Origin of the sequence: Bradyrhizobium sp. STM 3561, from assembly GCF_045571455.1 — a bacterium.
In the GTDB taxonomy this organism is placed as follows: domain Bacteria; phylum Pseudomonadota; class Alphaproteobacteria; order Rhizobiales; family Xanthobacteraceae; genus Bradyrhizobium; species Bradyrhizobium vignae.
Genome location: NZ_CP120695.1, coordinates 7,681,848 through 7,705,889, shown reverse-complemented (window position 1 = coordinate 7,705,889; position 24,042 = coordinate 7,681,848). Strand labels below are relative to the sequence as shown.

Below are 24,042 nucleotides of genomic sequence, written 5' to 3'. Positions count from 1 at the left end.
CCGTGAAACTGAAACCCCTCACCCGGATCGCATCTTTCGATACGATCCGACCTCTCCCTACGGGAGAGGTGTTCTGAGTGGCGCTGGCGCGTTACCGCGTGAGCTTAAGGGCGTGCCTGTTGTCCGCGGTTGCCTCCGCTTCCGACCAGGATTGCGGCTTGACCCTGTCGCCGGCCGCGAACTTCTGGAAGCCCTCGACCACGACCTTGTCGCCGGCCTTCAGGCCTTCGGTGATGAACCAGAGTCCGTCCTGCACCGACCCGGTTCGCACCGGCTGCACCGCGATATGGTTGTCGTCCTTGACCACGAACACCTCGCTGCCGCCGCCGCCATTGCGCTGGATCGCCTGCTGCGGCACCGCGATCGCGTCGGAATCGAGGCCCTGGTCGATACGGACCCGGACATACATGCCCGGCAGCAGTTCGCGCTTGGGATTGGGGAACTCGCCGCGCAACGTCACCTGCCCGGTATGGGCATCGACCTTGGCGTCGGAGAACAGCAGCTTGCCGTCGAGCGAGTATATGGTGTTGTCGTCGAGCACCAGGCGCACCTTGGCGGCATCCGCCGCAATGCGCTCGAGGTCGCCGGTCTCGAAGGCACGGCGGAGCTGGTTGAGCTCGGTCACCGACTGGGTGAAGTCGGCATAGATCGGATCGAGCTGCTGGATGGTGGCGAGATTGGTTTCGTTCTGCACGACGAGCGCGCCCTCGCTGACCAGCGCCGCACCGACGACGCCGTCGATCGGCGCGCGCACGGTCGCGTAGTCGAGATTGAGCTTTGCGCGCGCAAGCTCGGCCTTGCGTCCGTCGACCTCGGCCTGAGCCTGGCGTTCGGCGGCGATGGCCTTCTCGTTCTCGGCCTCCGGCGCGGCGCGATCCTTGGTGAGCGCGGCAATGCGGCGTGCCTGCTGGTGCGCCTGCATCGCGGCGGCTTCGGCCTTGGCAAGCGCGGCCTCGCTCGCCATCACCTCGACCTCGAACGGACGCGGATCGATGCGGTAGAGCGGATCACCCGCCTTCACCTCGCTGCCCTGGCGGAACAGACGCTCGACCACGATGCCGGACACGCGCGGCCGCACGTCGGAGACCCGCGTCGGCGCGATGCGGCCCGGCAGCTCACGCACCACGGCGCGCGGCTGCGGCTTGACGACGACGATGCTGACGTCAGGGTCGGGCGGCTGGGCGGCGGACACGGCGGAGCTGGATTCCTCGCAAGCGCCCAGCAGCGGCGCAAGGGCCGCGAGCATCATTGCAACGCATGCCGATCGCGCACGAAGTCCTGACATGAAGTGGGGTGCCCCGGTGTTGTTGAAACTGATCACGCTCCGCGCGGGCCCGTTCTGGGTCGCGGCGCGCGGCCGATGCCGTTAAAATAGAATGGCGGTGCTGCGACGCAACGCATGCCGCGGGCGGCTCATTGTCACACGGCATATCCCGTTGAGTTCAGATGGCTTTTGCAGCCTCACCCGATTGTGAGTCGAGTTCCATCGCGGCGTGCTGCGACGGAACAGCGCAATCAGGCGGCGGACAAGCTGTCCCCGAAATCGGCGCATCCGGCGCTTTTTTTGGGCTGGCGCTGTGCCATAGTGCGCCCCGCAATCAAGCTTCGTAACGGATGATACAGGCATGCGGTCTGGCACTTCCCGCTCCACCATGGATATCGAGTACACCAAACTGTCCTCGCCGAGCGTCTTCCTGGTGCGGATGCTGGTCTTCCTGGTGCTGTGCACGCTGGTGGGCGTGGTGCTCTACAAGCAGATCATCCAGGCCTTCTTTGCCAATCCCGGGCTCAATGCCCTGATCGGGGCGGTGCTGTTCATCGGCATCGTGCTGGCCTTCCGCCAGGTGATCCGGCTCTACCCCGAAGTCTCCTGGGTCAATAATTTCCGTATCGCCGATCCTGGCCTTGCCCCGGCCCGCCACCCCAAGCTGCTGGCGCCGATGGCGGCGATCCTGGGTGGCGAGCGCTTTGGGCGGATGACCATCACCCAGACCACGATGCGGCACCTGCTCGATTCGATCGCGACCCGGCTGGACGAAGCCCGCGATATCTCGCGCTACATGACCGGCCTCTTGGTCTTCCTCGGCCTGCTCGGCACTTTCTGGGGCCTGATCGAGACGGTCGGCTCGGTGGGCAAGGTGATCGACGGGCTCAAGGTCGGCGGCGATGCCGCCTCCCTGTTCGACACCCTCAAGGAGGGCCTCGCCGCCCCGCTCGGCGGCATGGGCATCTCGTTCTCCAGCTCGCTGTTCGGCCTTGCCGGCTCGCTGATCCTCGGCTTCCTCGATCTGCAATCGAGCCAGGCGCAGAACCGCTTCTACACCGACCTGGAAGACTGGCTCGCCACCACCGTGCGCGAGTATGGCAAGGACGAAGTGGCGGCCGCGTCCGGCGGCGGTGGCGTGGCCAGCGGCGAACTCCAGGCCGCCGTCGAGCGGCTGCGCTCCGTGCTCGAGGAAGGCAGCGCCAACCGCGGCACCACGGCGGCGATGGCGAGCCTTGCCGAAGCGATCCAGGCGCTGGTCTCGCACATGCGCACCGAGCAACAGATGATCCGCGAATGGGCCGACGGCCAGGGCGAGCAGAACCGCGAGATCCGGCGCCTCTTGGAGCGCATCGCGCGGCAGCCGGAGAAGAGTTAGCAGCAATGGAGAGCGCGTGCCCCGGACGCAGCGCAGCACGCAGTGATACGCTGCCGAGCCGGGGCCCAGAATCTTCAACCAGCGCTGGATCCCGGCTCAGCGGCGCATCGGCAAGGCGCTGCACCGCGTCCGGGACACGAGAGAAACGGAGACGGAAATGGCTCTAGCGCGCGGCCGCCGCAGCGAAGGCGCATTCAACTACTGGCCCGGCTTCGTCGACGCACTGTCGACGCTGGTGCTGTCGATCGTGTTCCTGCTGTCGGTGTTCCTGGTGGTGCAGTTCTTCCTCTCGCAGGAGGTCACCGGCAAGGACAAGGCGCTGGAGCAGCTCAACGCCAAGATCGCCCAGCTCAACGAGCTGTTGTCGCTGGAGAAGCTCGGCAAGCTCTCGCTCGACGACCAGGTGTCGCAACTGAAAGCGGGCCTCGCCTCGGCCGAGTCCGAGCGCGACCGCATCAAGGGTCTCTATGAGGGCTTAGCCGCCGCCGGCAGCGACGCGCAGGGCAAGACCGCCGAGCTCGGCAAGGCGCTGGAGTCGGAGAAGGCTGTCTCGGCGCGAGCGCTGGCGCAGATCGAGGTGCTGAACCAGCAGATCAGCGCGCTGCGCCGGCAATTGGCGGCGCTGGAAGAGGCGTTGGATGCCAGCGAGAAGCGCGACAAGGAATCGCAAAGCCGCATTGCCGATCTGGGCTCCCGCTTGAACGTTGCATTGGCGCAGCGCGTGCAGGAATTGTCGCGCTATCGCTCGGAATTCTTCGGCCGGCTGCGCGCCATCCTCGGCAACCGCCCCGATATCCGCATCGTCGGCGACCGCTTCGTGTTCCAGTCCGAAGTGTTCTTCGACACCGGCCAGGCGACGCTGCTGCCCGAGGGGCGCGCCGAGCTCGACACCCTGGCCACCGCGCTGATCGACCTCGACAAGAAGATCCCGAGCGAGATTCCCTGGGTGCTGCGCGTCGACGGCCATACCGATGTGCGTCCGGTCAACGGTCCGAACTTCAAGTCGAACTGGGACCTGTCCGCGGCCCGCTCCATCTCGGTGGTGCAATATCTGATCTCGCTCGGCGTGCCGGCCCAGCGCCTCGTCGCCGCCGGCTTCGGCGAATTCCAGCCGCTCGATACCGGCAACACCGAGGAGGCCTATAAGCGCAACCGCCGCATCGAGCTGAAGCTGACGGAGCGGTAGTGAGCGCGCTCCACCTCCGCCCCTACCGCACTGAGGACGAAGCCGCTGCGATCGATCTCTGGCATCGCACCTGGCAGCAGGCTTATCCGCAGATCGACTTCGCCGCGCGGCTGGACTGGTGGCGCGAGCGCTGGCGCAAGGATCTGGTGCCGAAGGCCCAGGTCGTGGTGGCGGAACAGGACGGCGCGCTAATCGGTTTCGTCACCATCGACGGCGAAGGCTATCTCGACCAGCTCGTCGTCGATCCCGTCCATTGGGGCTCGGATGCGGCAAGGCTGCTGGTGGATGAGGCCAAGCGGCTGTCGCCGTCGGGCGTCACGCTGCTCGTCAACAAGGACAATGTCCGCGCCATCCGCTTCTACGAGCGCAACGGCTTTGCCCATGCCGGCGACGACGTGAACCCGACCTCGGGCCGGCCGGTGCTGAAGATGGTATGGAAGCCCTGCTAGGGGTTTGCTGCCGCCACCCTCCCCCGCCCTCGCGGGAGATGACAGCTGTCGTGGTGAAACGATCAGGCTCACGCCCCCTCGAACTGCAACCGCGCCAGCCGCGCATAGAGCCCGTTGGCCGCCACGAGCTCGGCATGCGTGCCCTGCTCGACGATCCGGCCCTGGTCCATCACCAGGATGCGGTCGCAAGAGAGCACGGTGGCGAGGCGATGCGCGATCACCAGCGTGGTGCGGTGGCGCATCAATTCTTCCAGCGCGGTCTGCACCAGCGTCTCGCTTTCGGCATCGAGCGCGGAGGTGGCTTCATCCAGCAGCAAGAGCGGCGCATCGCGCAGGATGGCGCGGGCGATCGCGATGCGCTGGCGCTGGCCGCCTGACAGCGTCACGCCGCGCTCGCCGAGCGCCGTCTCGAAACCTTCGGGCAGGCGGCGGATGAACTCGGCGGCGTGGGCGAGCTCGGCGGCGCGCTCGACCTCGGCATCGGTCGCATCGGGCCGGCCGAACCGGATGTTCTCGCGGGCGGTGGCCGCGAACACCACCGATTCCTGCGGCACCAGCGCGATGCGGGCGCGGAAATCACGGGGGGCGGCGGATTTGACCGGGACGCCGTCGAGCACGACCGTCCCGCTGCGCGGATCATAGAAGCGCAGCAGCAGATGAAAGATCGTGCTCTTGCCGGCACCGGAAGGACCGACGATCGCGACCTTCTCGCCGGGCCGCACGGTGAACGACACCGCGTCCAGCACCTTGACGTCGGACCGCGCCGGATAGGCGAAGCTGACCCGATCGAAGCCGACCTCGCCGCGCGCCGGCAGCGGCAGCGCAAGCGGCGCCGCGGGCGCGGTGATCTCGGGCTTTACATGCAAAATCTCGAACAGGCGCTCGGCCGCGCCTGAAGCCGCCGAAACCTCGCCCCAGACCTCGCTGAGCTGGCCGAGGCCCGCTGCCGCGAACACGGCGTAAAGCACGAACTGACCGAGCCGGCCCGGCGTGATGGCGCCGGTGAGCACGTCATGCGAGCCGATCCAGAGGATCGCGACCACGCTTGCGAACACGATGAAGATGATGATGGCCGTGAGCACGGCGCGGGCCTGGGTCGAGGTTCGCGCGGCTTCATAGGCCTGCTCGACCTCGCCGCCGAAACGCGTCTCGGCAAACCGCTCGCTGGTATAGGCCTGCACGGTGCGGATCGCACCGACCAGCTCGCCCGCATAGGCGGAGGCCTCGGCGAGCGTGTCCTGCGCATTGCGCGACAGGCGCCGCACCCAGCGGCCGAATGCGACCAGCGGCAGCACGATCAAAGGTATCGCCAGCAGCACGAAGCCCGACAGCTTCGGGCTGGTGATCACCATCATCACGGCGGCACCGAGGAACATCATCAGGTTGCGCAGCGCGATCGACACGGAGGCGCCGACGGCGGACTTGATCTGGGTGGTGTCGGCGGTGAGGCGCGAGATCAGCTCGCCGCTGCGCGCCGAATCGAAGAAGGCGGGTGAGAGCGACAGCAGATGGGCGAAGACGTCGCGGCGCAAATCGGCGACGATGCGCTCGCCGATCGTCATCACGAGGTAGTAGCGGGCGGCGCTCGCGAACGCGAGCACGCCGACGACCGCGAGCATGACCGAGAAGTAGCTGTTGATCAGCTCGATGCCCTCGGGCGTCAGGCCGAAATCGATCATCCTGCGCACCGCGACCGGCACCAGCAGCGTCGTCAGTGCTGCGATCGTGAGCGCAACGAAGGCCAGCGCCGCCCGGCCGCGATAGCGGCTCACATAGGGCGCGAGCGCAAGCAGCGGCCGCAGCTTCGCGCGTCCCTTGGCGGGCTGTTCGATCAGCTCGGCCTCGATCGAGGGGATGTCCGCGGAGTTCATTGCAGGCCGTTCGACTTCGTGGTCATCAAGCCGTTCCACTGCGCTCATGATATCCGACCTATTGCATTGCTTTGCTCCCAATAGGCCGGTGTGGTGGTAGTGGCAAATCCGGGAAGTCCCTTAGGGGCAAACCCGGTCCAGCCGCCCGGGATGGCTTGTTTTGCTGGGTTTCGTGAGGTATAGAGCCGCCCAAATCCGTCATTCGCTAGCCACCAGAACAGGCGCCGGGCGCCGAGGAATTTGCCATGAAAGCCGAAATTCATCCGAATTATCATACGATTAAGGTCGTGATGACCGACGGAACCGAGTACCTGACCCGCTCGACCTGGGGCAAGGAAGGCGACACGCTGAACCTCGACATCGACCCGAAGTCGCACCCGGCCTGGACCGGCGGCTCCGCGCAGATCATGGATCGTGGCGGCCGCGTCTCGCGCTTCCAGAAGAAGTTTTCGGGCTTCCTCAAAAAGGATTGATCCGGCCGCAAGGCTGAGACGAAAAACGCCCCTGGGAGACCAGGGGCGTTTTTGTTTTGCGGCTACCGTCATTGCGAGGAACGCTTGCGACGAAGCAAACCCAGACTGCCCCTGCAGCGGGATTTCTGGATTGCTTCGCTTCACTCGCAATGACGGCAGATGGGCCTTACCGCTCGAACGCGGCCTTCAGCGCGTTGAGGTGCGGCACCAGCGGGTTGCCGATCGCGGAGTGTTCCGCCGGCGGGGTGTGGATGGTGGTGTCGAGGCGGCGCACACGGGACTGCAGGCTCATCGAGCGATGGATCAGGTCCTGGAGCTGTGCGGGCAGCTTCTCGATGGTGTCGGCGGGGCCGGGATCGGCAGCGGTGAGCTTGACCTTGGTCTTCTCGCGGTTGGCCTGCACCAGCGTCATCTCGCCTTCCTTCACCGCGCGGTGCAGCAGCAGCCAGGAAGCGAGCTGCATCAGGCGCGTGGTGAGACGCATGCTCTCGGTCGCATAGGTGAGGCTGACGGCGCGGTCGAGCGCCTTGGCCTCGATGCGGCCTGCGCCGTCGAGATAGGCGGCGGTTTCCTCGACGAGATCCATGCCTTCACGGAACAGGTTGCCGAACGCCGCAGAATTGGTGAACCTCTCGCTGAGTTGAACGAGAGCGCCCTCGGCCTGCAAACGTTCCATGGTTAACGCCTCTTACGCAACTGTTTGACTGTCCGGCTTGGGCGCCGGCTTATGATGAACAAATCATTGCGCGGGCGGAGCGCGGAGTCCAGTGACAAGCGCGGATATGGTTTCCGCGGGTCATCCTTTGGAATTCAACCGGGAATAGACGCAAAACAAAAAAGAGCCGCCGGAGACCGGCGGCTTTGAAAGTTGATAACAGGGAGGCGTCAAACAGAGTGGACAGGAGCCACTCGGTGTCCAAACAAGGACAGTTCCGGTCATAAACCCGAAAGCTTAATCTGAAGTAAACGAGCTAATTTTTTGAGAGTTCGTTAGCCATGTCGGCCAGTGGCCGAGCCGCCGACGTGCCCCGGACGCAGTGCAGCACGAAGTGCTGCGCTGCTGAGCCTGGGCCCAGTCCTTTGGCTGAGATGTTTGGCGAGGCATGGGTCCCGGCTCTGCGGAGCAGCGCGATGCGCTGCACCGTGTCCGGGACACGAGAGGAGAGTCCTACGACTTGAAGAAACTGTTCGCCGCATCGCGCGAGGCGCGTTTCTTGGTGGCAGCTTCTTCCAATCTTGCGATCTCGGTCTTGAGCAGCGCGACGCGCTCCGTCAGTTCCTCGGCCGACAAGAGTGAGAGATCCTGGCCGATTTCGTGGGGGACCTTCTTGCGCGGACGGTCGTCGTCTTCGATCGGCATGTCGTTCCTCCTGCATTCGCGCTGGACCATGGCCGAGATGGTTGCCAGCTTGGATGGCGCTGGCTAAGCAAGGGCCTCGTTTCCTCCTGCACCTTTGCTCAAGGACACATCATGGACAAGCTGCCCGCGCAAATGACCGTGGTCGCCATCTCCAAGCCCGGCGGACCGGAGGTGCTGGTGCCCGAACAACGCGCCGTGCCGCAGCCGGGTCCTGACGAGATCCTGGTCAAGGTCGAAGCGGCCGGCGTCAACCGGCCCGACGTCGCGCAGCGCTCCGGCGCCTATCCGCCGCCGCCCGGCGCCAGCGACCTGCCCGGCCTCGAGATCGCGGGTGAAGTCGTCGCGGTCGGCAGCAACGCCAAGCGGCACAAGATCGGCGACAAGGTGATGTCGCTGGTCGCCGGCGGCGGCTATGCGCAGTATTGCATCGCGCAGGACGCCCAGGCCATGAGCGTGCCGCCGGCACTGTCGATGAAGGAAGCCGGCGCGCTGCCGGAAACCCTGATGACGGTCTGGCACAACGTGTTCGAGCGTGGCGGCCTCAAGGCCGGCGAGACCCTGCTGATCCATGGCGGCTCCTCCGGCATCGGCACCATGGCGATCCAGCTTGCGAAAGCATTCGGCGCGAAGGTGTTCGTCACTGTGGGATCGCAGGACAAGATCGACGCCTGCCTCAAGCTGGGGGCCGACCGCGCCATCAACTACAAGACCGAAGATTTCGTCGCCGTGGTCAAGGCGGAGACCAACAACGTCGGCGTCAACCTGATCCTCGACATGGTCGCCGGCGACTATGTCGATCGCAACTATGATGCCGCCGCGGTCGACGGCCGCATCGTCCAGATCGCGACCCTGAACGGCCCCAAGGTCAGCGTCAATATCGCCAAGCTCATGGTCAAGCGCCTGACTCATACCGGCTCGACGCTGCGCCCCCGTAGTAATGCGGACAAGGCGGCAATGGTGGCCGCGATCGAGCAGAAAGTGATGCCGCTTTTGCGCGAAGGCCGCATCAAGCCGGTGATGGACAGCAGTTTCCCGCTGGAAAAGGCGGCGGACGCCCACCGGCGCATGGAGACGAGCGCACATATTGGCAAAATTGTGTTGGAGGCCTAGGCCGCCGGCCCACCAAAGCAGGCCGGAAACCCTTTGATTTTCCTCGCTTTCGTGGCATCTATCGCGACGCACCGAACCACCTCGGTCCGGTCTGAAATCGCCTTTTAGATTCGCCTTGCACTAAAGAGTTTGCGTCGAACGCGGAGAGCTGACCTTGCGTCTGATCAGGTGCCTCGCGCCCATCGCGCTGGGCCTCATGATTCTTGTCGCCGCGTATCCCGCGCGTGCGCTCGACGCCGTCAGCGTCCGTAGCGACGCGCCCGCGATCGACCTCACCGGCGTGCTCGAGCATCAGCGCAGTGATGCCGATCGCATCCAGGTCTCCACGGCGCCCGGTACCGACGGCATCGTCCGCCGCATCGAGGTGCGCGCCCGCGAAGGCGGCCAGAACTGGGTGGTGTTCGCGCTCGCCAACAACACCGACGACCAGCTCGACCGCCTGATCGTCGCCCCGCATTACCGCATCGTCTCCTCAGGATTGCTGTGGCCCGATCTCGGGCTATCACGGATCGCGACCATCACGCCTTCGATCGGTGACCGGCCCGAACGTCAGGAAAGCGCCACCGCCGACGTGTTCCGCATCACGCTCGACCCGGGCGCCGTCGTCACTTTCGTCGCCGAGCTGCGCACCGACAAGCTGCCGCAACTCTATCTGTGGGAGCCGGAAGCCTACAAGGACAAGGTCAACTCCTTCACGCTCTACCAGGGCATCGTGATCGGCATCTCCGGTCTGTTGGCTCTCGTGCTCACCATTCTGTTCGTGGTGAAGGGCAGCATCATGTTCCCGGCGGCCGCGGCGCTGGCCTGGGCGGTGCTGGTCTATATCGGGGTCGATTTCGGCTTCTGGGGCAAGGTGCTCGACATGTCGAACAACGCCGAGCGCATCTGGCGCGCGGCGGGTGAGGCGATCCTGGCGGCGACACTGCTGGTGTTCCTGTTTGCCTATCTCAACCTCAGTCGATGGCATGTGCGCTATTCGCACATCACGGTCGGCTGGCTGGCGTTCCTCGGGTCTCTCGTCGCACTCGCCTTGTTCGATCCGGCCGTCGCCTCCGGCATCGCGCGCATCTCGCTGGTGCTGATCGCCTTCGCCGGCTTTTCGCTGATCGTCTATCTCTCCACCCACGGCTTCGACCGCGCCGTGCTGCTAATCCCGACCTGGTTCCTCCTCGTGGTCTGGGTGGTCGCAGCCGGCATGACGGTCGCCGGCTCCGTCACCAACGACATCGTCGGCCCTGCCCTGCTCGGCGGCCTCGTGCTGATCGTGATGCTGATCGGCTTCACGGTGATGCAGCACGCCTTTGCCGGCGGCGGCGCCACCACCGGCGTCGTCTCCGACATCGAGCGCCGTGCGCTGGCGCTGGCCGGCTCCGGCGACCTGATCTGGGACTGGGACGTCTCCGCCGACAAGGTCTTCACCAGCCCCGAGACCGAAGCCCTGCTCGGCCTCAAGCGCGGCACGCTGGAAGGGCCCGCAGCCTCGTGGCTCGAGGTGCTGCATCCGCTCGACCAGGACCGTTTCCGCGCTGCGCTCGACAGCGTGCTCGACCAACGCCGCGGCCGCCTGGTGCAGGATTTCCGCCTGCGCACGCCGGACGGCCATTTCATGTGGTTCGCGCTGAAGGCCCGCCCCGTCGTCGGCTCCGATGGTGAAGTCTCGCGCGTGGTCGGCACCCTCACCGACGTCACCGAGCTGCGCAACGCCGAAGAACGCCTGCTGCACGATTCCGTGCATGACAACCTCACCGGCCTGCCCAACCGAAAACTGTTCATGGACCGGCTCGGCGCGGTCGCAAACTTCGCCAAGACCGTACCGACGCTGCGGCCGACGCTGATGGTGATCGACCTCGACCGCTTCAAGCAGGTCAACGATTCCGTCGGGATTGCGGTCGGCGATTCCATCCTGCTGACCCTCGCCCGTCGTCTCACCCGCATCCTCAAGCCGCAGGACACGCTGGCGCGGCTCGCCGGCGACCAGTTCGGCCTGATCCTGCTGTCGGAGCAGGATCCGGCGCGGATCACCAATTTCGCCGAGACCATCCGCAAGACCATCCGCGCGCCGATCGCCTTCAACGATCGCGAGATATTCCTCACGGCATCGATCGGCCTTGCGCTCTCCGATCCGCAGGTTCAGCTGACGGACGAGATCATCAAGGACGCCGAGCTTGCGATGTATCATTCCAAGCGCATCGGAGGCGACCGCATCGACGTCTACAAGCCGGCGATGCGTGCGCGGAAGACGGATCGCCTGACGCTGGAGAGCGAATTGCGCCGCGCCATCGAGCGGCAGGAGATCACCATTCTGTACCAGCCGATCGTGCGGCTGGAGGATCGCTCGATCGCCGGCTTCGAGGCCTTGGCGCGCTGGGACCACCCGAAGCTCGGCCGCATGGCGCCGTCGGAGTTCATCACCATCGCCGAAGAGACCGGGCTGATCGTCGACCTCGGCATGTTCGTGCTCGACCAGACCGCAAAGCAGCTCTCGGTTTGGCAGCGCGCGATGCGCTCGCGCGAGCCGATCTTCGCCTCCGTCAACGTCTCCTCACGGCAGCTGTTGCGCCACGACCTCATCCACGACGTCCGCACCGTGCTGTCGCGCTCCTCGGTGGCGCGCGGCACGCTGAAGCTGGAATTGACGGAATCGCTGGTGATGGAGAATCCGGAGCACGCGGCGCAGATGCTGACGCGGATCCGCGAGCTCGGCACCGGGCTGTCGCTCGACGATTTCGGCACCGGCCACTCGTCGCTGGCCTATCTCCAGCGCTTCCCGTTCGACACCATCAAGATCGACCAGTCCTTCGTGCGCACCACCAGCCGCGGCACCCGCCCGGTGATCCTGAAGTCGATCATTGCGCTCGCGCACGATCTCGGCATGGACGTGGTGGCCGAAGGCGCCGAGACCGATTCCGACGCCGTCGAGCTCTACCAGATGGGCTGCGAATACGCGCAAGGCTTTGCCTTCGGCGAGCCGATGGACGCGGACGCCGCAATGCGCCTCTTGACGGAAGTGCGGCTGGAAGCGGCGAGCTAGGTTCTCTTACCCTGCCCACAAGGCAGGGGAATCGCATATGAGTCGTGGCGGCCTGAGCGCACGCCTCGTCCTTCGAGACGGCGCTTACGCGCCTCCTCATCAGGATGAGGCTAGTCAGCATCAGGGCCCGTTGAAACTGCTGCCGCGCAATGCGTCCTCATCCCGAGGAACCCGCCCAAAGCGGGCGTCTCGAAGGATGGCAACAGCAAATGCTCTCAAATGCGATAGCCCTGCCGCCCTCCAGGGAGGCTGGCAGCGTGCCGCACGCGCTACCGCCGCCGGTCGCTCTTCTGCTTCCTGAACCGCACGCTCTGGCCATCAGGCATCCGCATCGCCACGAAGCCGGCGGCGAGGCAGGCTTCGCGTTGCGGCATCTGGATGTCGGGGCTGCGCAAGCTGTCCCACCAGGAGGCACGATGCGCTGCGCGCGGCAGTGCCGCGCCGATGATCTCCTCGATCTGCTCGAAGCTCAGCACGAACTCGTCCTGCTTCTGCCGCATCAGATAATCGCGCAACGCGTGGTAGTCGTTCACAATCGTCCTCTCGTCCCGCTCACATGCGGCTGCCCAAAACCGTGCGCCGCATACACCGATTCTTAACTCATTGCGGCAGCGCCGTCCTGCCTTAAACACTGCTCAAGCTTTCGGGCGCATCCACTAGTGCCAGGAGCGAACAATGTTGTCTGGATGGCGCGACGTCACGGCCCGCCAGCCGTGGCGGATTTCGGCGAAGCTGCTGATCATCTCGTCCGTGGTGACGGTGATCGGCTTCTCCGCCATTTGCGCCAACGTGATGCTGGACATGCGCCGCGGCGAGGAGGCGCTCGCCCACCAGACGCTGGAGAACCTCGCGACGACCATCGAGTCCGACATCAGCCGCAACATCGAGATCTACGACCTGTCGCTGAAGGCGGTCGCCGCCAACATGCTGCTGCCCGAGCTCGCGACGGTCTCCAAGCCGATCCGTCAACTGATCCTGTTCGACCATGCGGCCACCGCCAGGCATTTCGGCGCCATCCAGGTATTCGATGCCGAGGGCCGGCTGACCATCGACGCCTCCACGCTCGATCCCCTCCCCGACAACCGCAGCGAGGAGGACTACTTCAGGGTTCATCGCGACAATTCGGAGCTCGGGCTCTTCATCAGCCGCCCGATGCTGTTTCGCGGCGCCTATTCCATCGTGCTGAGCCGGCGCATCAGTGACGGTGACGGCGGCTTCATGGGCGTCGTCGCAGGCTCGATCCGCTTCAGCTATTTCCACGAATTGTTCGAGCGTCTGAACCTCGATCCCGACGACACCATCACCGTGCTCAAGCGCGACCGCACCATCATGATGCGGCGGCCGTTCGATCTCGACATCATCGGCACGAACCTGAACGACCGCCAGAACTGGAAGGCCGACAATCTCCCGGCCGGCGCCTCGTATTCGGGACAGGGCCCGGTCGATGCGACGCTGCGGCTCTATGTCCGCAGCAGCAACGGTGGACCGCTGTTCGTGGTGGCGGGCAAACCCCTGGCCGCAGTGTTCGCGCTCTGGGAGAAGGAGGCGCTCCGCATCGGCGTCGTGGTGCTGGCGCTCGCGCTGTTCGTGCTGGGATCGACGCTGGTGCTCGCGCGCGAGATCGGCCGGCGCGCCGATGCCGAGCGCAAGCTCGAGGAGATGGCGACGACGGACGCGCTCACGGGCCTGAAGAACCGCCGCAAATTCGATTCCGTCATCGACGCCGAATGGCGACGCGCCATGCGCCAGAAGGCACCGATCGCGCTGTTGATGATCGATGCCGATCATTTCAAGGCCTACAACGACACGTTCGGCCATCAGGCCGGCGACCAGGTGCTGGTGGGCATCGCCATCTGCATTTCCGATTCGGTGAGCCGCGCCGGCGACTGCGCCGCGCGTTATGGCGGCGAGGAATTCGCCGTGCTGCTGCCGAACACCTCGGCTGCCGATGCCTTCAAGGTGGCCGAAACGATCCGCCTCAAGCTGCAGGGCTGGTCCGACGATCAGGCAAGCACAACTGTCTCCTGCGGCATCGCCGGTCTCGTCCCTGCCGCCGGCATGGACTGGTCGGTCCTCGTTGCCGCCGCCGACAAGGCGCTCTATGCCGCCAAAGCCGGTGGGCGCAACCAGTCCGTGGTCGCGAGCCTGCCGAAGCTGTCGCTGGTGGCGTGAGGCGCTCTCCCCCCGTCATTGCGAGGAGCTCTTGCGACGAAGCAAATCCAGACTTTCTCCGCGGAAAGATTCTGGATTGCTTCGCTTCGCTCGCAATGACGGCGGGAGCTACTGCCCCAGATACTTCTTCATCTCGGCGATCAGGCCGTCGCGCAATTCCGGGCGCTTCATGCCGTAGGCGATGTTGGCGCGCAGGAAGCCGGGCTTGGAGCCGCAATCGTGGCGCTCGCCCTCGAACTCGACGCCGTAGAATTTCTGCGTCTTGGCAAGTCCGATCATGGCGTCGGTGAGCTGGATCTCGCCGCCGGCGCCGCGCTCCTGGGTCTCCAGGATCTTGAAGATCTCGGGCTGGAGGATGTAACGGCCGGTGATCGAGAGGTTGGAGGGCGCCGTGCCCTTGGCCGGCTTCTCGACCATGCCGTCGACCTCGAACATCTTGCCATTGCGCTTGCCGACGCCGCAGATGCCGTATTGATGGGTCAGGTGATCGGGCACCGCCTCGACCGCGATCAGATTGGATTTCTCGCCAAGCGAGGATGCCATCTCGATCATCTGCTTCAGGCAGCCGGGCGTGTTGAGCACGAGCTCGTCGGGCAGCACGACCGCGAACGGCTCGTCACCGACGATGTCGCGCGCGCACCAGACGGCGTGGCCGAGACCGAGCGGCGCCTGCTGGCGGGTGAAGCTGACGGCACCGGCGTCGGGCTGGTTCTGCGCCAGGATGTCCTGCTCGGCCTTCTTGCCGCGCGCGGCCAGCGTCGCGTCGAGCTCGAACATCCGGTCGAAATGATCCTCGATGACGCTCTTGTTGCGGCCGGTAACGAAGATGAAGTGCTCGATGCCGGCTTCCTTCGCTTCGTCGTAGACGTACTGGATCAGGGGCTTGTCGACGATGGTCAGCATTTCCTTCGGCATCGCCTTGGTGGCAGGCAGGACGCGGGTGCCGAGGCCGGCGACTGGGAATACAGCTTTGCGAATTTTCATGTGATCGATCGAATACCTGAGGACGTGAACGGAGCAATGGCATCTTGCTAGCCTGTTTGCAGCCGCCAACAAAGGCGGATGTGGGGCCTCGCCCCGACAGAGTTAAGAAAAAGGCCGCCACCAAAATTTCACCTTTGTTAAGCTATTGGCAACGCTAACCAGGCCTCCTGTGGCGGATTTTCGGGCCGACGGGTGGGACATGATGCAATCAGTGGCAGGACGGGTTGGATTCCTGGCCGGGACAGCGATGATCGCGGCAGCTTTGCTGATGCCGGCATGCGCGCACGCCCAGGCGCAGAACGGCCTGTCCAATCTGTTCGGCGGCATCTTCTCCGGCCAGAATTCGGCGCCAACGCAAGCAGCGCCCGGCGGCGCGCAGACGGGAGCGTTGCCTTGGAGCGGCGAGGACGGCGCCTCCGGCCATCCGCTGATGACGGCTGCCGCGATCCGCGAGGCCGCCGGCAACTTCGACAATTGCGTCGCGGCGATGTGGCCTGATGCCGCACGGCGCGGCATCACCCAGGAGAATTTTGAGCGCTTCACCGCCGGGCTCTCTCCTGACCTGCGCATCATGGACCTCATGGACTCGCAGCCGGAGTTCACCAAATCGATCTGGGACTATCTCGACATCCTGGTGAACGACAACCGCCTCGCCAAGGGCCGCGAGATCCTCGCCAAATACAAGGCGCAGTTCGACGCCACCGAAAAGGCCACCGGCGTCGACCGCTACATCATCGCCTCGATCTGGGGCATCGAATCCAACTACTCGACGCAGATGGGCGACCGCAGCGTGCTGCAATCGACCGCGACGCTCGCCTGCATCGGACGCCGCCAGGCCTATTTCAAAGATGAGTTCCTCTCCGCATTGGAGATCCTCAACCGCGGCGATCTGCGCCCGGAGCAGATGCGCGGCTCCTGGGCCGGCGCCTTCGGTCCGACCCAGTTCATGCCGACCGCGTTCAAGCGTTTTGCGGTCGACGGCGATGGAGATGGACGGCGCGACGTCGTCGACAATCCGGCCGACCTGATTGCATCGACTGCCAACAATCTGAAGAAGGATGGCTGGCAGCCCGGCCAGACCTGGGGCTTCGAGGTCGTGGTGCCCGAAGGATTCAACTACATGCTGGCCGACCGCGCCAAGGCGATGCCGATCGCGCAATGGGAGAAGCTCGGGCTCAGGCGGGCGAATAACCAGCCCTTCCCGCATCCGGCGGAGAAAGCCTACCTGCTGGCGCCGGCAGGCGCGCAGGGGCCAGGCTTCCTGATGCTGCAGAACTACCGCGTCATCATGAAGTACAATCCGGCCGAAGCCTATGCGCTGGCGATCGGCCATTTCGCCGACCGTCTGCGCGGCGGGCAGCCCTTCGTGCAGCCCTGGCCGCGCCAGGAGCGCGAGCTGTCGCGGACCGAGCGGCTGGAACTGCAGCAGCTCTTGGCCCAGCGCGGCTTCTACAAGGGCACTCCGGACGGCCAGTTCGGCAGCCAGACACGGGAAGCCCTGCGCAACTTCCAGGCCTCGATCGGGATGCCCGCCGACGGATTTGCCTCGTCCGACGTGCTGGACCGGCTGCGCGGGCGGTAAAATCGCGCCGAAAGTAACCCTGAACGGGGATTTTGGCCGGCAGCTTTAACGGAGCCGGCTGTTCCCCGGTGTATGGGACAAGAATCTGCGATGGAATTTGCCCGTTTGGCGCCTGATTCCGTTATTATGTCGAGCTACTCCTATCCCCATTGCGCGTGCCCGAGATCGCATGTCGAAGAAGTCCCTGTTCAAGGCGCTGACCGAGACCGGCCCGTTGATCGCGCTGGGGACGGCGCTTGCGATCCTGGTCTCGGTCGCAGGACCTGCCTCGGCACAGTTCTTCAACTTCCCCGGCTTCGGCGGCCCGCCGCAACGTTCGGCCCCACCGCCCCGGGGCGGCGGAGGTGGCGGCTGGTTCGGCGGCGATTTCTTCGCGCCGTTCCAACAGCCGCCGCCGCAGGCACCGCGCCAGGATTTTTCGCGCGCGCCGGCACCAGCCAAGCGCGACACGATTCCTGAGAAGAACGTGCTGGTGATCGGCGACGCCATGGCCGACTGGCTCGCCTATGGCCTCGAAGACGCCTACGCCGAGCAGCCCGACATGGGCGTGATCCGCAAGCACAAGACCACGTCCGGCCTCATCAAGTATCAGCCGAAGGGCGAGCCCGCGGACTGGGCGGCCGCAGCCAAGGGCATTCTCGAGACCGAGAAGCCCGACGTGATCGTCGTCATGCTCGGCCTCAACGACCGCATCGCGATCCGCGAGCCCGCCGCCGACAAGTCGGACAAGGCTTCAGACAAGGACAAGAAGAACGACAAGGGCGCGCGCGCCAAGCAACCGGCCAAGCCCGGCGACGCCAGGCCCGGCGACGCCAAGCCCGACACCGCCGCCAAGCCTGACGATAAGCCTGCCGATGCCGACCTGCCGCAGGACGACGCCGACAATGCCGACACGCCGGCGGCCGCGCCGGAGAAGACTGCGCGCAATCCCAATGGCCTGTACGAATTCCGCGACGAGCGCTGGGTCGAACTCTACGGCAAGAAGATCGAGGAGCTCGCGGGCGTCCTCAAGGCCAAGGGCGTGCCGGTCCTTTGGGTCGGCCTCCCCGCAGTTCGCGGACCGAAGGGCACCGCGGACACGCTGTTCCTGGATTCGCTGTACCGTGAGGGCGCGGCCAAGGCCGGCATAACCTATGTCGACGTGTGGGACGGCTTCGTCGACGAAGCCGGCCGCTTCCTGCAGAAGGGCCCGGATTTCGAAGGCCAGATCCGTCAGCTCCGCAGCTCCGACGGCGTGTATTTCACCAAGGCCGGCGCGCGCAAGCTGGCGCACTATGTCGAGCGCGAGATCACGCGCCTGCTTGCGGGGCGCTCCGGCCCGATCACGCTGCCGAGCGAGCCTGCGACCCCCGATACCAGCGCCGAGCCGGGCAAGCCTGCACCGCGCCCGCTGGCCGGGCCGATCGTGCCGCTGGTTGCAGCCTCGATTTCGACCGATCAATTGCTGGGCGGGCCAGGCACGCGTCCCGCTGCCGTCGATGCGCTCGCTGCGAAGACCATGGTGAAGGGTGAGCCGCTGGCCGCGCCGGCCGGCCGCGCCGACGATTATGTCTGGCCGCGCCGGGAAGTCGGCCGCGAGCAGGCCAAGGGCGATACGCCGGTGGCCGCAACGACGCCCGACGGCGGCGCCGCCTCTCCCAATGCATCAGGGGCGGCCGCGGCGATCGCTCCGCCAAAGCTCGCGCCGAAAAAGCCGCAGGTCCCGCCGCAGCAGCCGGCGCAGGCAACGCCCTCATTCCGGGATTTCTTCGGCTTCGGCTCTCCGCAACCTCCGCCGCCGCGTCAATTGACGCCAGCCCCAGGGCCGCGCAATCCGAACTCAAATCCAGCAATCCCGCGCCCGCCGGGCAACGTCGGGCGATCGGCGGAGATGTTCCGGTAGGCTTCTGAGCTGCGGTCTCGTGTCCCGGACGCAACGGCGTCGAAGACGCGCGTGAACGCGCTGACGGTGCTACGCTGCGTCCGGGGCACGATGATCGGCTGTCGCTCAACCGTAATAGCGCCAACGCGGCGGCGGGCGGCGCGCGGGGCGCGACATCAGAAGCGCCAGCGCGAAGCCGATGCCGCCAGCAACCAGCAGCGCGCCAAGCGGGTTGTCGTGCACCTTCTGCGCGATGGCTTTCGAGCCGTCGCGGAAGCTCTCGCCACTGTTCTCATAGGCGTCCTTGGCATAGCTCGCGGCGGTGTCCGTGGCATCGCGCACCGCATCCTTCGCCTGGCCGTAGAGATTCTGCACCGTGCCCGCGGCTTCCCGTGCCTTGCCTGAGGCCTGCGTTTTCGCGTCTCCCGCCATCTCGCCGACGGTGCCTTCCACGCCCCCCGCCATTTCCTTGGCTGATCCAACGATCCGATCCGCGTCCATGATAATCCTCCTCGGTGATCAGCCGAAGTAACCGATCAAAAGCAGCGCGGTTCCTTGCGATTGCCTACAGAATGAGCCCGCCATCGACGACCAGCGTCTGGCCGATGATGTAGGACGACAGCGGCGAGGCCAGGAACAGCGCGGCACCCGCCATGTCGGCCGGCGTGCCCAATCGCCGCAGCGGGATGCGGGCGAGCGCGCCCTCCAGGCGTTTCGGATTGTCGGTCGTGACCTTCGTCATCTTGGTGTCGACGAGCCCGGGCGCGATGCCGTTGACGCGGATGCCGTCCTCGGCCCAGGCCTCGCCCAGCGTGCGCGTCAGTCCGACTGCACCGGTCTTCGATGCATTGTAGGCGGGATTGCCCATGGTGGAATGATAGGCCGCGGTCGAGGACACGATGATGAGCGACCCCTTGGAATCCCGCAACATGGAATGAAAGCGGCTCGCGCAGGCCATCAGACTCATCAGATTGACCTCGACCACCTTGCGAAAGCCGGCCATCTCGAACTCGCCGCGGCGATAGAGCACCGCGCCCTGCGCGAGCACGAGGATGTCGAGCCGGTCGAACAACGGCTTGAACGCCTCGATTGCGGCGGCATTGCTGACGTCGAGTTGCGCGTAAGCGAGGCCGGTGAGATCGGAGCCTTCTTCAGCTGAATATTCCGTTGCGCGAGCGCGCGTGCCGCAAACGGCAACAGTTGCGCCCTTGGTACGAAAAGCCTGCGCGATGCCGTTGCCGATGCCGCTGGAACCGCCGACCACCAGTACCTGCTTGCCTGAGAAATCGAGCTCGTTCGCCATTCTCGGCCTCCCCTTTGTCTTGCTTGTTTGACCTGTCTGCGGATCGATGCCAGCCTTGTCAATCAACAAGAACAAGCCCCGCGCGAGGAAACAGCATGTCCGACTTTAGGGAGCTCAGCCGGTCCGTGAGGGGCCTCACCGTTCTCGTCACCGGCGCGGCCAGCGGCATGGGGCGCGCGACCGCGCGCGTGTTCGCCGCCGAGGGTGCGAATGTTGCCGCCACGGATTTCGACGAGCAAGGTGCGCATGCGGTCGCCAAGGAGATTGCAGCGAGCGGTGGCGCTGCAAGGGCCTGGAGGCTCGACGTCGCCGACGGCGGCGAGATCAAGCGCGTGGTCGGTGATGTCGCGGCGCATTTCGGCGGGCTCGACATCCTCGTCAACAATGCCGGTATCTCCGTGCGTGTCGCGATCGACGACGAGGCCTATGAGGACGCCTGGGCCAGGGGCATCGCCGTGATGTTGACGGCGCATCCGCGCATCATTCGCGCGGCGCTGCCCTACCTGCGCAAGTCGAAGAGCCCGCGCATCGTCAACATCGCCTCGACCGAGGCGCTCGGCGCCACCGCATTGCACAGCCCCTATTCGGCAGCGAAGGGTGGCGTCGTGAGCCTCACCCGCTCGCTGGCGGTGGAGCTTGGACGCGAGGGCATCACCGTCAACTGCATCTGCCCGGGTCCGATCCGCACCGCCATCACCGATCGCATCCCGGAGGAGCACAAGACCATCTACGCCAAGCGCCGTACTGCGCTCGGCCGTTACGGCGATCCCGAAGAGGTCGCGCATATGACGCTGAGCCTGTGCCTGCCGGCAGCGTCGTTCCTCACCGGTGCGGTGATCCCGGTCGATGGCGGGCTGATGGCGCGGAATGCGTGAGAGGCATCGAAGGTGCGTAGCCCGGATTTCGCTGCGCGTAATCCGGGGCTCTCACCTCGCGGAAAGACTTCCCGAATTACGCTGCCGCTCTATCCGTGCTACGGGCAGCCATGCGCTGCGAGCGTTGACAACGCCTGTTGCGGGAGTAGCTTTTTCGCCAACAGAGCGGGACCAACCGCTCGCAATCCGCGGGAGAAAACGCCATGACCATCGCCATCCGGCAGCTTCAGAAGCATTTTGTCGGCGAGGTTTCCGGCCTCGACCTGCGAAAGCCTCTCACACCGGATGAGGCGCGCGAGGTCGAGGCGGCTATGGACAAATATGCGGTGCTGGTTTTCCATGACCAGGACATCACCGACGAGCAGCAGATGGCCTTCGCGCTGAATTTCGGCCGGCGCGAGGACGCGCGCGGCGGCACCGTGACCAAGGAGAAGGACTACCGGCTGCAATCCGGCCTGAACGACGTCTCCAATCTCGGCAAGGACGGCAAGCCGCTGCCGAAAGACAGCCGCACGCATCTGTTCAACCTCGGCAATTGCCTCTGGCATTCCGACAGCTCGTTCCGCCCCATCCCGGCAAAATTCTCGCTGCTGTCGGCACGCGTGGTGAACCCGAAAGGCGGCAACACCGAATTCGCCGACATGCGTGCGGCCTATGATGCGCTCGACGACGAGATCAAGGCGGAGATCGAGGACCTCGTCTGCGAGCACTCGCTGATGTATTCGCGCGGATCGCTCGGCTTCACCGAATACACCGACGAAGAGAAGGAGATGTTCAAGCCGGTGCTGCAGCGGCTGGTACGGACCCATCCCGTGCATCGCCGCAAATCGCTGTATCTCTCATCGCATGCCGGCAAGGTCGTCGGCATGAGCGTGCCGGAGGGACGCCTCCTGCTGCGCGATCTCAACGAGCACGCGACGCAGCCGGAGTTCGTCTACGTCCATAAATGGAAGCTGCATGACCTCGTGATGTGGGACAACCGTCAGACCATGCATCGCGTTCGCCGCTACGACCAGTCGCAGCCCCGCGACATGCGCCGCGCGACGGTGGCGGGGACCGAGCCGACGGTGCAGCAGCAGGCGGCGGAGTAGGGGTCAATCACCACTGCACAGCGCTACTCAGCCCTGGTGTCATCGCCCGGCTTGCCGCCTTCGCTGAAGCTTCGGCGGCCGAGCACCCCTGTAGGCCCGGCGTAGCCTAAAGCGCGATGAGATTTGGATGAATCGTCATCGCGCTTTAGCTTGTTGTTCACGCATGATCTTTCCGGAAAACCGCTTCGCACTTTTCCGGATCATGCTTTAGCGGAGCCGGGAACCGGGCGATCCAGTACACCGGGAAGGTTGTGATAGAAGATAAGCCGCGGCGTACTGGATGCCCCGATCAAGCCGGGGCATGACAGCCGAGGGTGACGCGCAACAGCGGAAGGTGTCGCGCCAGCTACGCGTGCCCCGCTTCGTTCGAGAGCATGCCCGGATCGATGCCGATCTTCTGCAAAGCGCGATTGTATTTGTCGTCGACGTCGTCGCCGAAAATCAGATCCGTATCCGCATCGCAATGCAGCCAGCCATTGCTCTGGATCTCCGTCTCGAGCTGGCCCGGCGCCCAGCCGGCATAGCCGAGCGCGAGGATGGCGTGCTTGGGGCCGGAGCCATTGGCGATCGCGCGCAGGATGTCGACGGTCGCGGTGAGGCAGACGCCGTCATCGATCCGCAGCGTCGCATTCTCGATGTAGAAGTCGCTGGAATGCAGCACGAAGCCGCGGCCGGTATCGACCGGCCCGCCGCGCAGCACCTTCATGCTTTCGGCATTCTCCGGCAGCTTGATGTGGTCGCCCTTCTTGATGATCCCGAGCTGCTCCAACAGCTCGGGGAAGTCGATGCTGCCGGCCGGGTGGTTCACGATGATGCCCATCGCGCCCTCGGCGGAATGAGCGCAGAGATAGATCACCGAGCGCTCGAAGCGGGGATCGCCCATCACGGGCATCGCGATCAGGAGCCGGCCGTCGAGATAACCGGCCGAATTGGGCAGCGGGGGGCCCGAGCTGCGGGTGCCTTCGCCCGTCCTCTTGCCAGTGGGAGCCATCGGTGAAGCACTCCGGTTTCAATTCCTATCCTGATGTCGGACCTAGCCGCTGTCAAATCAAGGCTTGCGGCGATTGGATTCGAGTGCATCCATCACAAGCAATTCAATGGTTTGGCCTGGGACGACCCTGTAAAGACGTGCCATGCTCACAAGAGTTCCCCTGCGTGCGGCGATTGGCGTCGCGACAACCCTGCTCGCCTCGTCGTTCGCCATCGCAGCCCGCGCCGATGACGCTTCGCCGTGGCAGCGCGACGGACATTCCGCGGTGCGGCTACTGGCGGGATCGCGCAGCGGCGCGGTCCTGCTGGGCGGTATCGCGTTCCAGCTCCAGCCGGGATGGAAGACCTACTGGCGTACCCCCGGCGATTCCGGCGTTCCACCCCGGTTCGACTTCTCGAAATCCGACAATGTCGAAGCGGTGACGATCATGTGGCCGGCGCCGCTGAAATTCGACGACGGCGCGGGCGGCCATTCGATCGGGTATCACGACCAGATCGTACTGCCCCTGCGTATCGTCGCCAAATCGGCCGACAAGCCGGTGACGCTGCGCGCCGAGATCAATTACGCGGTGTGCGAGAAACTCTGCATTCCCGTCGAGGCCAACGCCGAGCTCGGCTTCAACAGCGTCGCCTCGACCGAGGATGCGAACCTGCGCGCGGCGCTCGACACCGTGCCGAAGCCCGCCAATATCGGCGACCCCAATCCGCTCACCATCCGCGACGTCAAGCGTGACGGGCCGAAGAACGTCGTGGTCGACGTGGTTGCGCCCGACAGCCGCAACGTCAATCTGTTCGTGGAAGGGCCGACGCCGGACTGGGCGCTGCCGATTCCGGCGCCGGTGCAGCCCAGCCCGCCTGGGGTGATGCGGTTTACGTTCGAACTCGACGGTCTGCCGCCGGGCGCCAAGCCCGAGGGCGCCGCGCTGAAGTTCACGCTGGTCGGGCCGGACAAGGCGTACGAGTTCAATACGAATCTGGAGTGAAGAGTCGTCCCGGCAACGGTCAGGACGGCGGCGAGCGAGTTGCGCTGTCTCGCCCACTCTCAGCTGTCGTCCCGGACAA

The 24,042-nt window shown here is 65.3% G+C and carries 21 protein-coding genes; 12 read left to right on the top strand and 9 right to left on the bottom strand.

Annotated features, from left to right (window positions below; genetic code table 11):
- Positions 1-91: 91 nt before the first annotated feature.
- Positions 92-1,285, bottom strand: coding sequence for an efflux RND transporter periplasmic adaptor subunit (locus P6U28_RS36500; RefSeq protein WP_407120731.1), 1,194 nt, complete (start codon positions 1,283-1,285; stop codon positions 92-94).
- A 340-nt stretch (positions 1,286-1,625) separates the two neighbouring features.
- Between P6U28_RS36500 and P6U28_RS36495 the strand changes: the two genes are divergently transcribed.
- The 3 genes from P6U28_RS36495 (at position 1,626) to P6U28_RS36485 (ending at position 4,277) form a co-directional block, all read left to right on the top strand.
- Positions 1,626-2,642 (top strand): flagellar motor protein MotA, encoded by a 1,017-nt coding sequence (locus P6U28_RS36495; protein ID WP_407120730.1) that lies wholly within the window; start codon positions 1,626-1,628, stop codon positions 2,640-2,642.
- Positions 2,643-2,799: 157 nt separating this feature from the next.
- Entirely contained in the window at positions 2,800-3,828 is a 1,029-nt protein-coding gene (locus P6U28_RS36490; protein WP_122405701.1) for a peptidoglycan -binding protein, read from the top strand.
- Positions 3,828-4,277, top strand: a complete 450-nt coding sequence (locus P6U28_RS36485) for a GNAT family N-acetyltransferase (RefSeq protein ID WP_407120729.1) — start codon at positions 3,828-3,830, stop codon at positions 4,275-4,277. Before P6U28_RS36490 ends, P6U28_RS36485 begins: the two co-directional genes overlap by 1 nt.
- A 68-nt stretch (positions 4,278-4,345) precedes the next feature.
- Here the strand turns inward: P6U28_RS36485 and P6U28_RS36480 are convergent, their stop codons facing one another.
- Positions 4,346-6,196, bottom strand: a complete 1,851-nt coding sequence (locus tag P6U28_RS36480) for an ABC transporter ATP-binding protein/permease (protein ID WP_407120728.1) — start codon at positions 6,194-6,196, stop codon at positions 4,346-4,348.
- A gap of 197 nt (positions 6,197-6,393) precedes the next feature.
- Between P6U28_RS36480 and rpmE the strand changes: the two genes are divergently transcribed.
- Positions 6,394-6,621 (top strand): 50S ribosomal protein L31, encoded by a 228-nt coding sequence (gene rpmE / locus P6U28_RS36475; protein WP_027573780.1) that lies wholly within the window; start codon positions 6,394-6,396, stop codon positions 6,619-6,621.
- A gap of 166 nt (positions 6,622-6,787) precedes the next feature.
- Here the strand turns inward: rpmE and P6U28_RS36470 are convergent, their stop codons facing one another.
- The gene (locus tag P6U28_RS36470; protein ID WP_209295082.1) at positions 6,788-7,297 is read right to left on the bottom strand and encodes a DUF1465 family protein; all 510 of its coding nucleotides are present in this window, start codon (positions 7,295-7,297) and stop codon (positions 6,788-6,790) included.
- 492 nt (positions 7,298-7,789) lie between these two features.
- Entirely contained in the window at positions 7,790-7,981 is a 192-nt protein-coding gene (locus tag P6U28_RS36465; RefSeq protein WP_209295081.1) for a DUF1192 domain-containing protein, read from the bottom strand.
- Positions 7,982-8,092: 111 nt separating this feature from the next.
- On the opposite strand from P6U28_RS36465, the gene P6U28_RS36460 reads away from it, so the two are divergent.
- Entirely contained in the window at positions 8,093-9,091 is a 999-nt protein-coding gene (locus tag P6U28_RS36460) for an NAD(P)H-quinone oxidoreductase (RefSeq protein ID WP_407120727.1), read from the top strand.
- A 154-nt stretch (positions 9,092-9,245) separates the two neighbouring features.
- Positions 9,246-12,122 carry an EAL domain-containing protein gene (locus tag P6U28_RS36455; RefSeq protein WP_162500451.1) on the top strand — a complete coding sequence of 959 codons (2,877 nt, stop codon included), beginning with the start codon at positions 9,246-9,248 and terminating at the stop codon, positions 12,120-12,122.
- A 269-nt stretch (positions 12,123-12,391) separates the two neighbouring features.
- Here P6U28_RS36455 and P6U28_RS36450 read toward each other — a convergent pair whose 3' ends face one another.
- Positions 12,392-12,655 (bottom strand): hypothetical protein, encoded by a 264-nt coding sequence (locus tag P6U28_RS36450; RefSeq protein ID WP_162500452.1) that lies wholly within the window; start codon positions 12,653-12,655, stop codon positions 12,392-12,394.
- Positions 12,656-12,797: 142 nt separating this feature from the next.
- On the opposite strand from P6U28_RS36450, the gene P6U28_RS36445 reads away from it, so the two are divergent.
- Positions 12,798-14,294 (top strand): diguanylate cyclase, encoded by a 1,497-nt coding sequence (locus tag P6U28_RS36445; protein ID WP_407120726.1) that lies wholly within the window; start codon positions 12,798-12,800, stop codon positions 14,292-14,294.
- A 108-nt stretch (positions 14,295-14,402) separates the two neighbouring features.
- Here the strand turns inward: P6U28_RS36445 and P6U28_RS36440 are convergent, their stop codons facing one another.
- Complete coding sequence (locus tag P6U28_RS36440; RefSeq protein ID WP_122405707.1) at positions 14,403-15,278, bottom strand: UTP--glucose-1-phosphate uridylyltransferase; 876 nt, start codon at positions 15,276-15,278, stop codon at positions 14,403-14,405.
- Between the two features lie 202 nt (positions 15,279-15,480).
- Here P6U28_RS36440 and P6U28_RS36435 point away from each other — a divergent pair, with 202 nt between their 5' ends.
- Both P6U28_RS36435 and P6U28_RS36430 read left to right on the top strand, forming a co-directional pair.
- On the top strand, positions 15,481-16,860 hold the full coding sequence (locus P6U28_RS36435; protein ID WP_245162817.1) for a lytic murein transglycosylase: 1,380 nt from the start codon (positions 15,481-15,483) through the stop codon (positions 16,858-16,860).
- A 169-nt stretch (positions 16,861-17,029) separates the two neighbouring features.
- Entirely contained in the window at positions 17,030-18,742 is a 1,713-nt protein-coding gene (locus P6U28_RS36430; RefSeq protein ID WP_122405708.1) for an SGNH family hydrolase, read from the top strand.
- 105 nt (positions 18,743-18,847) lie between these two features.
- On the opposite strand, the gene P6U28_RS36425 is transcribed toward P6U28_RS36430, so the two are convergent.
- Positions 18,848-19,222 (bottom strand): CsbD family protein, encoded by a 375-nt coding sequence (locus P6U28_RS36425; protein WP_122405709.1) that lies wholly within the window; start codon positions 19,220-19,222, stop codon positions 18,848-18,850.
- Positions 19,223-19,286: 64 nt separating this feature from the next.
- On the bottom strand, positions 19,287-20,024 hold the full coding sequence (locus P6U28_RS36420) for an SDR family NAD(P)-dependent oxidoreductase (RefSeq protein WP_122405710.1): 738 nt from the start codon (positions 20,022-20,024) through the stop codon (positions 19,287-19,289).
- 95 nt (positions 20,025-20,119) lie between these two features.
- On the opposite strand from P6U28_RS36420, the gene P6U28_RS36415 reads away from it, so the two are divergent.
- Both P6U28_RS36415 and P6U28_RS36410 read left to right on the top strand, forming a co-directional pair.
- Positions 20,120-20,899: an SDR family NAD(P)-dependent oxidoreductase gene (locus P6U28_RS36415; RefSeq protein WP_407120725.1), complete on the top strand. Its 780-nt coding sequence runs from the start codon at positions 20,120-20,122 to the stop codon at positions 20,897-20,899.
- A 203-nt stretch (positions 20,900-21,102) separates the two neighbouring features.
- Complete coding sequence (locus tag P6U28_RS36410; protein WP_129144424.1) at positions 21,103-21,990, top strand: TauD/TfdA family dioxygenase; 888 nt, start codon at positions 21,103-21,105, stop codon at positions 21,988-21,990.
- Between the two features lie 346 nt (positions 21,991-22,336).
- Here the strand turns inward: P6U28_RS36410 and P6U28_RS36405 are convergent, their stop codons facing one another.
- A complete protein-coding gene (locus P6U28_RS36405) occupies positions 22,337-22,981 on the bottom strand; it encodes a YqgE/AlgH family protein (RefSeq protein WP_129146431.1) in 645 nt (214 codons plus the stop codon).
- Between the two features lie 142 nt (positions 22,982-23,123).
- On the opposite strand from P6U28_RS36405, the gene P6U28_RS36400 reads away from it, so the two are divergent.
- Positions 23,124-23,963, top strand: coding sequence for a protein-disulfide reductase DsbD domain-containing protein (locus P6U28_RS36400; protein ID WP_122405714.1), 840 nt, complete (start codon positions 23,124-23,126; stop codon positions 23,961-23,963).
- Positions 23,964-24,042: the final 79 nt, after the last annotated feature.

Excerpts from the sequence above, each read along its gene's own strand:
- P6U28_RS36500 (WP_407120731.1), bottom strand. The coding sequence starts at position 1,285 with ATGTCAGGACTTCGTGCGCGATCGGCATGCGTTGCAATGATGCTCGCG.
- P6U28_RS36495 (WP_407120730.1), top strand. The coding sequence starts at position 1,626 with ATGCGGTCTGGCACTTCCCGCTCCACCATGGATATCGAGTACACCAAA.
- P6U28_RS36490 (WP_122405701.1), top strand. The coding sequence starts at position 2,800 with ATGGCTCTAGCGCGCGGCCGCCGCAGCGAAGGCGCATTCAACTACTGG.
- P6U28_RS36480 (WP_407120728.1), bottom strand. The coding sequence starts at position 6,196 with ATGAGCGCAGTGGAACGGCTTGATGACCACGAAGTCGAACGGCCTGCA.
- rpmE (WP_027573780.1), top strand. The coding sequence starts at position 6,394 with ATGAAAGCCGAAATTCATCCGAATTATCATACGATTAAGGTCGTGATG.
- P6U28_RS36470 (WP_209295082.1), bottom strand. The coding sequence starts at position 7,297 with ATGGAACGTTTGCAGGCCGAGGGCGCTCTCGTTCAACTCAGCGAGAGG.
- P6U28_RS36465 (WP_209295081.1), bottom strand. The coding sequence starts at position 7,981 with ATGCCGATCGAAGACGACGACCGTCCGCGCAAGAAGGTCCCCCACGAA.
- P6U28_RS36460 (WP_407120727.1), top strand. The coding sequence starts at position 8,093 with ATGGACAAGCTGCCCGCGCAAATGACCGTGGTCGCCATCTCCAAGCCC.
- P6U28_RS36445 (WP_407120726.1), top strand. The coding sequence starts at position 12,798 with ATGTTGTCTGGATGGCGCGACGTCACGGCCCGCCAGCCGTGGCGGATT.
- P6U28_RS36440 (WP_122405707.1), bottom strand. The coding sequence starts at position 15,278 with ATGAAAATTCGCAAAGCTGTATTCCCAGTCGCCGGCCTCGGCACCCGC.
- P6U28_RS36435 (WP_245162817.1), top strand. The coding sequence starts at position 15,481 with ATGCAATCAGTGGCAGGACGGGTTGGATTCCTGGCCGGGACAGCGATG.
- P6U28_RS36430 (WP_122405708.1), top strand. The coding sequence starts at position 17,030 with ATGTCGAAGAAGTCCCTGTTCAAGGCGCTGACCGAGACCGGCCCGTTG.
- P6U28_RS36425 (WP_122405709.1), bottom strand. The coding sequence starts at position 19,222 with ATGGACGCGGATCGGATCGTTGGATCAGCCAAGGAAATGGCGGGGGGC.
- P6U28_RS36420 (WP_122405710.1), bottom strand. The coding sequence starts at position 20,024 with ATGGCGAACGAGCTCGATTTCTCAGGCAAGCAGGTACTGGTGGTCGGC.
- P6U28_RS36415 (WP_407120725.1), top strand. The coding sequence starts at position 20,120 with ATGTCCGACTTTAGGGAGCTCAGCCGGTCCGTGAGGGGCCTCACCGTT.
- P6U28_RS36410 (WP_129144424.1), top strand. The coding sequence starts at position 21,103 with ATGACCATCGCCATCCGGCAGCTTCAGAAGCATTTTGTCGGCGAGGTT.
- P6U28_RS36405 (WP_129146431.1), bottom strand. The coding sequence starts at position 22,981 with ATGGCTCCCACTGGCAAGAGGACGGGCGAAGGCACCCGCAGCTCGGGC.
- P6U28_RS36400 (WP_122405714.1), top strand. The coding sequence starts at position 23,124 with ATGCTCACAAGAGTTCCCCTGCGTGCGGCGATTGGCGTCGCGACAACC.